The following is a 12,434-nucleotide window of genomic DNA, read 5'->3' as shown; positions in this document are numbered from 1 at the left end:
CAACCTGTCTCTCGTGTCTTTCTCCAAAAAGGTAACAAAAGTAACAGATATATCAGTGAACAGTAAAACAACTTGTAACTTGTAACTCGTAACTGCCCGAAGGGCGAAGAAATAACATTCGCCGAAGCGAAGGCGAGGCAAACTCGTAACTATCTTAAAAGGTATCAAAGGTTACATTTTTCATTACTTTTTCTAATCAATCTTTAAATCATTAAACGTTAAATCTTCAAATTCTAAATCCAGTATATCAAAGAACTATAAGCTAACAGCAAAAGACTGTCGGCTTCTCATTATAGATAAAATTATCTAAATTCGCTCACATATTTTGTTCTTCGCTTTCATTATACTTACATTTGTAGCAACAGAACCAATTGATTTATGACATTTAGTAACTCACAGCCTAAAATCCGTTTCGGAGTGATAGGCACTAACTTCATTGTAGATAAAGTTTTGGAAGGAGCGAGTTTCGACTCCCGTTTCGAATTAACGGCAATATATTCCCGCACACAGGAGAAAGCCGATGAGTTTGCCTGTAAGCATAATGTTCCGCATACATTTACATCATTGGAAGCAATGGCTGCGAGCCCGCTTATAGATGCCGTGTATATCGCCTCACCTAATTCGTTGCATGCTTCCCAGAGCATCTTGTTTATGGGGCACGGCAAACATGTTCTGTGTGAAAAACCTTTTGCTTCCAATGTCAAAGAGGTAAAAGCCATGATAGCTGCGTCGAGGGAAAATAATGTCACTTTGATGGAGGCCATGAAACCCAGTCTTACACCAAATTTCAAGGCACTGAAAAATCATATGGGGGAAATAGGGATTGTAAGGAGATATTTCTCGTGTTACTGCCAGTATTCATCACGTTACGATAAGCTGAAAGAAGGGACTGTACTGAATGCTTTTGATCCTGCGCTGTCTAACGGATCAGTAATGGATTTAGGAGTATATACAATATACCCGATGGTGGTTTTATTCGGCCGTCCACAGAAAATAAGCGCCACAGGATTGAAATTATCTACCGGTGCAGACGGGCAGGGAGCTGTGAATTTCGAATATGAAGGAATGAGTGCTACTGTGCTTTACTCCAAAATTGCCGACTCGGCCTTACCTACAGAGATACAGGGAGAAGAAGGCACAATAACCTCGGACCGGATAAATATTATCAGTAAAGTAACACTTAAATACAGGAATGGGGAAGAAAAAGGAATAAGTTCTCCGGATGTGTTGCACGAATATTATTACGAGGTAGCCGAGTTCATTAATTTGATACAGGACGGAAAACGCGAGTCGGATATCAATAGTCATGAAAACTCCCTTATAACGATAGAAATAGTAGATGAAATAAGGAAACAGTTAGGGGTAATATATCCTGCTGATGACAAATAAGTATATATTTGTGCCAAATATCTGGCATTTGTTTTTGTAAAAGTCAGATTAATATGATTTTAATTTTTTTAGAAAACTTTTTTTAACAATAATAAATTATTATTCACTCAAAATATTCATAGCTTTATTCCGCATTTAATAAGTAAGACTTCATGGATCGTTGAATTTACCTGTACGGGGAGTTGAACTTGCTGTGACCAAGAGCCTTAAGAAGAAATAAAACCATGTTATACTTTGATTATTATTGCATCAGGAGATTAGTATGTAAATTTTATTGCGAAAATAAGACCCCAAATAATAAACAATATTAAAAGAAACAATTTATTTATTAACTTAATCCATGAATGAACAGACATCTTACTCACGCGCCCAAACGTTTTGGCTGGTTATATTACGGCTGCTAATCGGATGGCATTTCTTATACGAGGGAATCGTAAAAATTTTAAATTCAGGCTGGTCAGCCTATCCTTACCTGATGGATTCTCAGGGATTTTTTGCTGAATATTTTCATAATTTAGCCGCCGACCCGGGTTTTTTAGCAGTATCCAACTATATTAATGTGTATGGATTAACACTAATCGGATTAGGACTAATATTGGGATGTTTCTCACGCATCGCTTCCATTGGAGGTATCATTTTTCTTGCACTATATTACCTGTCACACCCACCTTTTATCGGAGCCGCTTATATGATGCCCACAGAAGGCTCTTACCTCTGGATAGATAAAAACGTAATTGAAATAGGAGCATTGATGGTACTCATTTATTTTCCTACTTCCCGGATAATTGGCCTTGACCGGTATATCTGTAAATTATTTAAACGCAAATAAAGCTAACATACTATAATATTATGACACCCGAAGACAGAATTGTCCCTGAGGATAAAGATAAAAAGAACGATAAAAAAACTCCGGAAAATAATCCGTTACCGGAGTCCCAAGGCAGGCGTAATGCCCTCAAAGCATTGGCTACAACTCCGGTTCTAGGCGCTTTGGCATATGGTGTATATCAAAAACAAAAATACACCAAGACACTGAATGATGTAAGCGATGTATTCAAACTGAGTGCCGAAACCCCGTCGATACCCGGTCTGCAGCCCAACGGAGAGCAAATCCGCATAGGCGTTATCGGTTATGGAGGCAGGGGAAAATATTTGCTCAGAGCTGCCGGATTTGCCACTCCCAAACATTTACAGGGGTGGATAGATGATGCCAAAAAGAACAAGAAAGATACCCGCTACAAAGACTTTAAGGAGCAGGAGGACCTGAATATTGTATTTGCCGGAATATGCGATATCTTCGATACATTTGCAGAAGAAGGGATGGCTGCCGGAGCGAATATTCACAGGGAAGGTATCGGAGGTAAAATGGGGCCTGCCCCAAAACGATACCGCCACTATAAAGAAATGCTTGCCGATAAAGATATAGATGCTGTTATTATTGCAACTCCCGACCATTGGCATAGCACCATGGTAATGGATGCAGCCAAAGCCGGAAAGCATGTATATGTAGAGAAACCCCTTTCGTGGACAGTGCCTGAAACATATATGGTGAGGGATATTGTCAAAGAGACAGGGATCGTTTTCCAATTAGGACATCAGGGGCGCCAGATCGACAGTTACCGCAAGGCAAAGGAAATTATAGATAAAGGGCTGCTGGGCCCGATCAGCCTTATCGAAGTATGTACTAACAGGAATGATCCTAACGGTGCATGGGTATATGATATCCATCCGGATGCCAATCCTCAGACCATAGACTGGAAACAGTATGAAGGAGACCCGGAACGGATTAAGGAATACATGGATTACATGACCAAGTACAATCTGCTTAAATATGTTGGTCCTGAAGCAAGGGATAAATTCAGCCTCGAACGTTTCTTCCGCTGGCGCTGCTGGTGGGATTACAGTACCGGGCTTAGCGGGGATTTGCTCACACATGAGTATGATGCCATCAACCAATTGATGGGAGTAGGTATACCTCATTCGGCTACATCATCGGGTGGCGTGTACTTCTTCAAAGATGGACGGACTGTCCCCGATGTGTTGCAAACCACATTCGAATTCCCTGAAAAGAACCTGACGATGCTGTACAGTGCTACCCTGGCAAGCAGCCGCAACAGAGGTAAAGTCATCATGGGGCATGATGCATCGATGGAAGTAGGAGATACGCTGACGGTGAAAATAGACAGCGGTTCTACCAGATATAAAGAAAAACTTGAGAAAGGTATCATCAAACCCGATGTGCCATTCTATACATATGTTCCCGGAAAAAACAATGTGGATGCGATAACTTCAGCTACCGAAATGTATTTTGCCCAACGCGGACTATTATATTCTTACCTGGGAGGAAAACGTTACGATACCACATTCCTTCATGTCAGAGAATGGGTCGAATGCATCCGTAACCGGAATAATAAGCCGTCTTGTGATATAAATGCAGCCTTCGAAGAGGCGATAACCGCGCATATGGGAACACGGGCTTATCTCGAAGGCCGTACTATGTACTGGGACAAAGACAAAGAAGAAATTGTCAGAGGAGAAATCAGCTGATAATCAATTTTAAAAGGACATTAAATCTATAATAATTAATAATTATTAAACCTAAAAACAGAAAAACTTATGGCATCAGACATTTCAAGGAGAAAATTCCTGAGTACCGGAGCTAAAGCTGCTATCGGTCTGACAATTATCCCAAGCACCGTTTTGGGTAAAAACTTCGGGCATGTTGCACCAAGCGACAAACTAAATATTGCCGCAATAGGTATTGGTGGTATGGGACATGCTAATATCAAGCAAGTGGAAAAAACAGAAAACATCGTAGCTCTTTGCGACGTGGACTGGAGATATGCGAAAGGCGTATTCGACAGATTCCCCGATGCAAAAAAATACTGGGATTTCCGCAAAATGTATGACGAAATGGGTAAATCCATCGACGCTGTTATCGTAGCTACAGCCGACCATACACACGCTATTGTTTCTGCTGATGCAATGACAATGGGCAAACACGTTTATTGCCAGAAACCATTGACTCACACAGTATATGAATCCCGCTTGCTTACCAATCTTGCCAAGAAGCATAAGGTGGCGACCCAAATGGGTAATCAGGGATCTTCCGCCGAAGGAGTAAACCTTGTTTGCGAATGGATATGGAATGGCGAAATAGGTGAAATCACAAAAGTAGAAGCCTTTACAGACCGCCCGATCTGGCCACAAGGGTTGAATGCTCCTGAGAAAATAGATAAAATACCAAAGACATTAGATTGGGACTTGTTTACAGGACCGGCTAAAATGCGTCCTTACAATGCTCTGTATACTCCTTGGAACTGGCGTGGCTGGTGGGATTATGGTACAGGAGCATTGGGAGATATGGCTTGTCATATCCTTCACCCTGTATTTAAAGGCCTGAAATTAGGTTATCCTACAAGTGCTCAGGGATCTTCCACTATGTTGTTACAGGACTGCGCACCTCAGGCCCAGTATGTAAAACTTGTATTCCCGGCCCGCGACAATATGCCTAAGGTATCTATGCCGGAAGTCGAAGTACACTGGTATGATGGAGGTTTGAAACCAAATATGCCTGCCGGATGGCCACAAGGCAAAAGCATGAATGATGCAGGTGGTGGTGTTATCTTCCACGGAACTAAAGATACATTGATCTGCGGATGTTATGGTGTGAACCCATGGTTGCTTTCGGGCCGTAAACCTAATGCGCCTAAAGTTTGCCGTCGTGTGGAAACTTCTCATGAAATGGACTGGGTACGTGCATGTAAAGAAGATGCTTCCAGCCGCGTGCTGACTGCTTCTGACTTTAGCGAAGCAGGACCTTTCAACGAAATGGTAGTAATGGGTGTACTTGCTGTACGCTTGCAGAACCTGAATAAGGAGCTACTTTGGGATGGAAAGAATATGAAATTTACAAATATCAATCCTAACGAAGAAATCCGTATTCTGAAGAAAGACGACTTCAAGATTGTCGACGGCGACCCAAAATTCAACAAGATATGGACAGATCCTATCAATGCACAGGAATTTGCGCAGGAACTGATCAAGCATAATTATCGTGATGGTTGGAAATTGCCGGATATGCCGTAATATTAAAATTGTTAAATTAAACCGTATAAAGAAATGAAGAAAATTATTTACAGTCTGGGATGCCTTATGATCGCAGGAGCAATGGTTGCTTGCGGAGGTGCCAAAAAAGATGCGCAAAATGCAGGTGAAAATGCAGACTCTACAAAGAAAGCTGAAGCTGCTGCTCCTCAGTACACTGTAGTGGAAAAACCACAGATAGATCTTTCTAAATTTGCGAAAGATAAAGACGGATTTATTACTATTTTCGATGGCAAAACATTTGAAGGATGGCGCGGTTATGGAAAAGATGCCGTTCCTGGAAAATGGGTTATCGAGCAGGGCGCTATCAAGTTCAATGGAACAGGTGGCGGTGAAGCTCAGGATAAAGACGGCGGAGATATTATTTTTGCTCATAAATTCAAAAACTTCGAGTTGACTTTCGATTGGAAAGTAGCTAAAGGCAGTAATTCCGGAGTTTTCTTCCTTGCACAGGAAATTGAAACAACAAACGATAAGGGTGAAAAGAGAATGGAACCTATCTATATCTCATCCCCTGAATACCAGGTTCTGGACAATGCCAACCATCCTGATGCAAAAATGGGTAAAGACAACAATCGTCAGTCAGCATCTCTTTATGATATGATCCCTGCAGTACCTCAAAACTCTAAACCTTTTGGAGAGTGGAACACAGGTAAGATTATGGTATATAAAGGAACTGTTGTTCACGGACAAAACGGAGAAAACGTAGTTGAGTACCATTTGTGGACTCCTCAATGGACAGAATTGTTGCAAGCAAGTAAATTCAGCCAGGAAAAATGGCCTTTGGCTTTCGAATTGCTGAACAATCTTGGCGGAACTAACAGAGAAGGTTATATCGGATTCCAGGATCATGGAGATGATGTTTGGTTCCGTAATATCAAAGTTAAGATACTTGATTAATAATCAGGCAACTAATTTTTTCTATTATAATAATGTCAAATCCATTGAGGAACATATCCTTCATGGATTTGACTTTTAAATATATCTTATTTAATTAGCATGAAAATAACAACGTTTTTTATAGCTGCCCTTCTGCTGATCTCTTGTTCTCCAAAAGCGGAAACAGTGACTCAACAGGCCCCTCCGAAGAAAGATATAGCCCTGCAATTATATTCCCTTAGGGACGATATATCCAAAGACTATGCCGGCACAATAAAGAAAGCCGGGGAAATGGGATATACGGCAGTTGAGGCTGCGAACTATGGCGATGGTAAATTCTATGGAAAAACGCCGGAAGAATTCAAAGCCGACATCGAAGCTGCCGGAATGAAAGTATTATCTTCCCATACCGGCCGGGGACTTAATGAGAAAGAACTGGCGTCAAAAGATTTCACTGAAGCTATGAAATGGTGGGATCAGTGTATTGCCGCGCATAAGGCTGCCGGAATGAAATACATCGTTACCCCATCCATGGAAACGCCCAAGACATTGAAGGATTTACAGACCTATTGCGAATACTACAATGAAATAGGCAAGAAATGTAAGGAAAACGGCATGTTGTACGGATATCATAATCATGACTTTGAACTTAGAAATAAAATAGAGGACAAAGTGATGTACGACTATATGATTGAGAATACAAATCCTGAATACGTATTCTTCGAAATGGATGTATATTGGGTAGTAAGAGGCGGAAAAAGCCCTGTGGATTATTTCAATAAATATAAGAACCGTTTCGCTTTGCTTCATATCAAGGACAATAAGGAACTTGGACAGAGCGGTATGGTCGGATTTGACGCTATCTTCAATAATACAGACGCAGCAGGAACAAAACACCTGATTGTGGAAGTGGAACAGTACAACTTCACTCCTTTCGAAAGTGTGAAAAAGAGTTTGGAGTATTTACTGAATTGCCCGTTGGTAAAAAAAAGTTACGATAAATAAATTATAGATGAGCAGGGCGGAAAGCTCTGCTCATTTTCCGGATAAGCATGAATGCAGTAATGGCCGACAACGGTACTTTCTACTACAATATACAAGGAATAGCGGAAGGTACAAGTTACAATATTATTTATCAGGACGGCGAAGACCGTGACTTTCAGCCCGAAATAGAGTCTTTACTCGCCGGTTTTGAAAAGTCTATGTCTGTATATGATGAGACATCCCTTATTTCCCGCATCAACAGGAATGAGAATGTAGAAACAGACTATTACTTCGAAACTATTTTTAACAGGGCTAAAGAGATAAGCCGGCAAACGGAAGGCGCATTCGATATTTCAGCCGAGCCATTATTCAGGGCCTGGGGCTTTAGCTCCCGCGAAAAAGACATCCCCGACAAAGAAAAGGTAGATGCCCTTAAAGAATATGTAGGGATGGATAAGATGAAGATAGAAAATAAGCGTGTTGTAAAATCGAATCCGAATATAGTATTAAATGCCAATGCCATAGCTAAAGGTTATTCAGCTGATATAGTCTCAGATTTTCTGGACGGGCACGGGTGCCTGAATTATCTGGTAGAAATAGGTGGTGAAATACGTATGAGAGGAGAGAATACGGCCGGGGAAGCATGGAGAATTGGAATAGACCGTCCGGCAGAAGACAATCCGATACCGGGGCAGGACTTGCAGCTTATCTTACAGATTACGGACAGAGGAGTAGCTACATCCGGTAATTACCGCCAGTTTTATATACAGGATGGACAAAAGGTTACACATACCATAAATCCGGCAACCGGTTATCCGGTAACTCACAATTTGCTGTCAACAACAGTTATAGCCAGAGACGCGATTACAGCCGATGCATTTGCGACGGCATTCCTGGTAGTGGGTATTGAAAAGGCATTGGAATGGGTACAGAAGTTTCCGGATCTGGATGCGCTTTTTATCTGCGATGAGGAGGGACAATACAAAATGTATCATACTCCCGGTATAAAGGAAAATCTTATCCCGGCATAAGTTGGCCGGGGTTTGAAACAGGGAATAGTTAAAAAAGAAATAAATATCCATATCATCCCGTCTAGTAGACATTATTTGTGTTATTTTTACTGATGAATGGAATATAGCCATATTTACATTAATATTTAAACTTAGAAAACATGAAAACACTTTTGTTTTTAGGAAACCTGGGGACAGGAGAAATCATCATCATAGCTATAGTCGTATTGTTACTTTTTGGTGGCCGTAAAATACCGGAACTAATGAAGGGTCTGGGTAAAGGGATCAAAAACTTCAAAGAGGGCGTAAAAGGCATTGAAGACGATATAGAAGGAAACGATACAACTAAAAAAGATTGAGATAGTACTTTTCTATGGAAGAGAACAATGAAGGAATGACCTTTTGGGATCATTTGGAGGAACTTCGATGGACTTTAATACGGTCTATCATCGCTTTATTTGTATTCGCAATAGTTGGGTTTGCTATTATGCCGTACATATACGATACATGGATAATGGGGCCTACGCGTGCCAACTTTGTCCTGTATAAGTATCTGTGCTATGTTACGTCGGCTGTACCTTTTCTGCCAGACTTCTGTGATGATACATTTCACATCAAGATTATAAATTATAATCTTACATCACAGTTCTTCAGGCATATGACCACATCATTCTGGCTGGCGCTGATACTTACATTCCCTTATCTTATATTTGAGATATGGAGATTTGTCAGCCCTGCTTTATATTCCAATGAGAAGAAAAGTATCCGGTGGGTATTCCTGTTCGGTACCATTATGTTTTTCATAGGATGCTCTGTCGGTTACTTTCTGGTATTCCCGATGACTTTCCGCTTCTTGTCCACTTATCAGCTGAGTGAGATGATAGAGAATACTATCTCGCTCGACTCGTATATGGATAACTTTCTGATGCTGATATTTATTATGGGAATTGTCTTTGAACTACCGCTTGTATCGTGGTTATTGTCTCAGTTGGGATTGTTGAACAGGTCCTTCTTTAAAAAGTTCAGGCGTCATGCTATAGTAGGCCTTCTGGTGCTGTCGGCTGTTATTACACCTTCGGGTGACCCATTCACATTATCGGTAGTCTTTATACCACTATATTTCCTGTTCGAGTTGAGCCGGTTTATGGTAAAACCGGCGCCTAAGGAGACGGATGACGACGAAGAAGAGGAAGAGGAGGAAGAAGAGGACGAGGATTCTCCACAATTGTCAATATAGAATAATATATATAATCTGATTATAGTTAAGCGCATGCCTGAATCTTAGGTATGCGCTTTCCATTTTCACCGGGTAGATTATGTGCCGAAAAAGGGTAATTTTTTTGAAAAAGTTTATCTATATATAGCTTTTAGCCGTTAGCTGTTAGCTTATGGTTCTTTGAAGTATTGATTAAAGCAGTTACGAGTTTGCCTCGCCTTCGCTTCGGCGAATGTTATTTCTTCGCCCTTTGGGCAGTTACGAGTTACAAGTAAACAAGATACGACATACAAGTTGTTAACTGATGACTGTTTACTGCTAACTGATATATTTGTCACTTTTGTTACTTTTTGGAAGAGAGTGTATCAAAAGTAATTTTTGCTTTCTGTTTACATACGCTACGTTCTTGTGACCGTTGGTTATCATGTTGAACGGAGTGAAACATCTCCTAAATCGAATGAGATCCTTCGTTCCACTCAGGATGACAGCAGAAAATAACAGAATAAAGCGGAGAACTTAACAGTCCTGCCCCGCTCGCGCAGACGTCACGTCTGTGTGCTGCGTAGCAAACATTTTTACCCTGTCAACAAGACACGGACTTGAAGTCCGCGCTAGCGGGGTTTCAGCGTCCCTAAGCGCCCGCTCGGTGGTATTCAGTGTAACGGAAAAATTGTCTCTTAGCCAGATGTTGTTAACAAAAGTAAAAATGACAGAATAAAAACAGTGAAAAATATGTCAGATGTGTCAGGTTTTAACTATTTATAGTTAATAAATGCAAATCATATTGGAGGGCATAACGGATGATTTTCGTGGATTTGCCCTGGTGCAGAAACCCTGAAATTTGGACGTCTTAATAAATGTCATTACCTTTGTATAAATTATTTATAACTATTTCATACGGAATGTCATGTAATTGTTTAGCATACATAGCGGGAGTCTTCCCGCATCTTTCAAGGCTGTAAAGTGAATTTACGGGCCTTGTCTGCTATTGTATTCTAAGAACTAAAAAACAATTACATTATGTTATCACAAAAATATGGACGTACATATCATTTTCCGTTCTCGCCCGGGACTACCAGCGATGACCGGATAAACCATACATACCGGGATGATATTCAACTGATAGAAACCCTTGTGCATACAGAGAAACTGGATGGAGAGAATAACTGTCTCAACCGGTTTGGAGTCTATGCCCGCTCACATGCGGCGCCCACCACTTCGCCCTGGACCTCCCGGATACGTGAACGCTGGGAATTTATGAAGCGAGACTTGGGCGACATAGAACTATTTGGGGAAAACCTGTATGCAATACACTCTATCGAATACAAGCGGATAGAGTCTTATTACTACGTGTTCGCAGTGCGTTGCCTCGACAAATGGCTGTCGTGGGAAGAAGTGAAATTCTATGCTGCCATATTCGATTTCCCTACTGTCCCTGAATTGGATATTGAGCAGGTAAAAGATTTATCGCACGATACACTCGAGCCGCAGGTATTGGCTTGGGCACAGCACCCGAGTGTATTCGGTTCTACCGATACGCAAACCGGCGAAGATTGTACGCGTGAAGGCGTTGTCACCCGTAATGCAGGAGAATACCCTGTCAGTGCCTTCTCTCGCAATGTATTCAAATATGTCCGTAAAGGGCATGTAAAAACAGGAGAACACTGGACCCGTAACTGGAAACGTGCATGTTTGGTTTGGGAAAGGCAAATAATTAACGAATAAAATATATGATTATGACTTGGAAGTTAACACAAAATAAAGACTGGCAATCACTCGAAAGACAATTTTCGTGGGTCGCTGATATGAAAAATGTGGTGCAACACAAAACTCACCATGCTGAAGGTAATGTAGCCATCCACACACAAATGGTACTGGACGAATTATTGAAAATGCCGCGGTATCAGACTTTGTCCGAACAGGAACAGGAGATATTGTGGGCGGCGGCTCTCATGCATGATATAGAGAAATGCTCCACTTCGCAGGATGAAGGCAATGGAAATATCTCTGCTAACGGGCATGCCCGGAGAGGAGAATATACTGCGCGAAATATTCTGTTCAAAGACATTCCGACTCCGTTCCACATTCGGGAGAAAGTCGTTTCACTGGTACGCTTTCACGGCTTGCCTTTATGGCTGATGGAAAAATTGGAACCGGCCAAAAAGATTCATGCTGTATCATTAAGGGCTAATACCCGCCATCTGAGAATGTTGGCCGAGGCTGATGCCCGCGGAAGAATATGTGAGGATGCAGGGGCGTTAATCGAGTCATTGGACTTATTTGAGATGTTTTGCAAAGATGAAGGCTGCTGGGACAAAGCCTTGGAATTTCCGACGGCAAGTGCCCGGTACGAATATTTCAATACGATAGACGGTTATATTGGTTATGTGCCGTACGATGACTTCAAATGTGAGGTTACTTTGCTATCAGGTTTGCCGGGGATGGGCAAAGACCATTATATACAATCACTTAAACCGGATATGCCGGTCATCAGCCTCGATGCTATCCGCCGGAAATATAAATACAGCCCTGCGGACAGGTCAGCGACCGGCCGGGTAGTACAGGAAGCAAAAGAACAGGCTCGTGTATATTTGCGTAAGAAACAGGATTTTGTATGGAATGCTACTAATATCACACGCCTGATGCGTCAGCAACTGGTCGATCTGTTCACTTTGTATGGGGCAAAAGTTAAAATAGTATATGTGGAAAAACCATATGATGTGTGGCGCAATCAGAACCGTAACAGAGAGTTTCAGTTGTCAGGAGATATACTGGACAAGATGTTGCAGAAGCTTGAAATACCACAACTGCCGGAAGCGCATGAAGTAGAGTATATAGTTGAAAAATAA

General features: G+C 41.5%; 11 protein-coding genes. All 11 read left to right on the top strand.

Features of this window, described 5'->3' with window-relative positions; translation table 11 throughout:
- Positions 1–378 precede the first annotated feature (378 nt).
- The 11 genes from ACFO6W_RS06970 (at position 379) to ACFO6W_RS06920 (ending at position 12,434) form a co-directional block, all read left to right on the top strand.
- Entirely contained in the window at positions 379–1,389 is a 1,011-nt protein-coding gene (locus ACFO6W_RS06970) for a Gfo/Idh/MocA family protein (RefSeq protein ID WP_379994688.1), read from the top strand.
- A gap of 340 nt (positions 1,390–1,729) precedes the next feature.
- On the top strand, positions 1,730–2,218 hold the full coding sequence (locus ACFO6W_RS06965) for a DoxX family membrane protein (RefSeq protein WP_379994686.1): 489 nt from the start codon (positions 1,730–1,732) through the stop codon (positions 2,216–2,218).
- 20 nt (positions 2,219–2,238) lie between these two features.
- On the top strand, positions 2,239–3,936 hold the full coding sequence (locus ACFO6W_RS06960) for a Gfo/Idh/MocA family protein (RefSeq protein WP_379994684.1): 1,698 nt from the start codon (positions 2,239–2,241) through the stop codon (positions 3,934–3,936).
- A gap of 69 nt (positions 3,937–4,005) precedes the next feature.
- Positions 4,006–5,478 (top strand): Gfo/Idh/MocA family protein, encoded by a 1,473-nt coding sequence (locus ACFO6W_RS06955; protein ID WP_379994682.1) that lies wholly within the window; start codon positions 4,006–4,008, stop codon positions 5,476–5,478.
- 33 nt (positions 5,479–5,511) lie between these two features.
- Complete coding sequence (locus ACFO6W_RS06950) at positions 5,512–6,396, top strand: 3-keto-disaccharide hydrolase (RefSeq protein ID WP_379994680.1); 885 nt, start codon at positions 5,512–5,514, stop codon at positions 6,394–6,396.
- Between the two features lie 99 nt (positions 6,397–6,495).
- The gene (locus ACFO6W_RS06945) at positions 6,496–7,380 is read left to right on the top strand and encodes a sugar phosphate isomerase/epimerase family protein (RefSeq protein ID WP_379994678.1); all 885 of its coding nucleotides are present in this window, start codon (positions 6,496–6,498) and stop codon (positions 7,378–7,380) included.
- 47 nt (positions 7,381–7,427) lie between these two features.
- Positions 7,428–8,390, top strand: coding sequence for an FAD:protein FMN transferase (locus ACFO6W_RS06940; protein WP_379994677.1), 963 nt, complete (start codon positions 7,428–7,430; stop codon positions 8,388–8,390).
- A gap of 140 nt (positions 8,391–8,530) precedes the next feature.
- Positions 8,531–8,728, top strand: coding sequence for a twin-arginine translocase TatA/TatE family subunit (gene tatA, locus ACFO6W_RS06935; RefSeq protein ID WP_006799017.1), 198 nt, complete (start codon positions 8,531–8,533; stop codon positions 8,726–8,728).
- Between the two features lie 14 nt (positions 8,729–8,742).
- Positions 8,743–9,606, top strand: a complete 864-nt coding sequence (gene tatC / locus ACFO6W_RS06930) for a twin-arginine translocase subunit TatC (protein WP_379994676.1) — start codon at positions 8,743–8,745, stop codon at positions 9,604–9,606.
- A 999-nt stretch (positions 9,607–10,605) separates the two neighbouring features.
- Positions 10,606–11,310 carry an RNA ligase family protein gene (locus ACFO6W_RS06925; protein WP_379994675.1) on the top strand — a complete coding sequence of 235 codons (705 nt, stop codon included), beginning with the start codon at positions 10,606–10,608 and terminating at the stop codon, positions 11,308–11,310.
- A gap of 11 nt (positions 11,311–11,321) precedes the next feature.
- Positions 11,322–12,434: an AAA family ATPase gene (locus tag ACFO6W_RS06920; protein WP_379994673.1), complete on the top strand. Its 1,113-nt coding sequence runs from the start codon at positions 11,322–11,324 to the stop codon at positions 12,432–12,434.

Origin of the sequence: Dysgonomonas termitidis (assembly GCF_042654545.1) — a bacterium.
GTDB classification, from domain to species: domain Bacteria; phylum Bacteroidota; class Bacteroidia; order Bacteroidales; family Dysgonomonadaceae; genus Dysgonomonas; species Dysgonomonas termitidis.
This window is presented reverse-complemented; position numbering and strand designations above follow the sequence as displayed.

Excerpts from the sequence above, each read along its gene's own strand:
- tatC (WP_379994676.1), top strand. The coding sequence starts at position 8,743 with ATGGAAGAGAACAATGAAGGAATGACCTTTTGGGATCATTTGGAGGAA.
- tatA (WP_006799017.1), top strand. The coding sequence starts at position 8,531 with ATGAAAACACTTTTGTTTTTAGGAAACCTGGGGACAGGAGAAATCATC.
- ACFO6W_RS06970 (WP_379994688.1), top strand. The coding sequence starts at position 379 with ATGACATTTAGTAACTCACAGCCTAAAATCCGTTTCGGAGTGATAGGC.
- ACFO6W_RS06950 (WP_379994680.1), top strand. The coding sequence starts at position 5,512 with ATGAAGAAAATTATTTACAGTCTGGGATGCCTTATGATCGCAGGAGCA.
- ACFO6W_RS06940 (WP_379994677.1), top strand. The coding sequence starts at position 7,428 with ATGAATGCAGTAATGGCCGACAACGGTACTTTCTACTACAATATACAA.
- ACFO6W_RS06925 (WP_379994675.1), top strand. The coding sequence starts at position 10,606 with ATGTTATCACAAAAATATGGACGTACATATCATTTTCCGTTCTCGCCC.
- ACFO6W_RS06945 (WP_379994678.1), top strand. The coding sequence starts at position 6,496 with ATGAAAATAACAACGTTTTTTATAGCTGCCCTTCTGCTGATCTCTTGT.
- ACFO6W_RS06960 (WP_379994684.1), top strand. The coding sequence starts at position 2,239 with ATGACACCCGAAGACAGAATTGTCCCTGAGGATAAAGATAAAAAGAAC.
- ACFO6W_RS06965 (WP_379994686.1), top strand. The coding sequence starts at position 1,730 with ATGAATGAACAGACATCTTACTCACGCGCCCAAACGTTTTGGCTGGTT.
- ACFO6W_RS06920 (WP_379994673.1), top strand. The coding sequence starts at position 11,322 with ATGACTTGGAAGTTAACACAAAATAAAGACTGGCAATCACTCGAAAGA.
- ACFO6W_RS06955 (WP_379994682.1), top strand. The coding sequence starts at position 4,006 with ATGGCATCAGACATTTCAAGGAGAAAATTCCTGAGTACCGGAGCTAAA.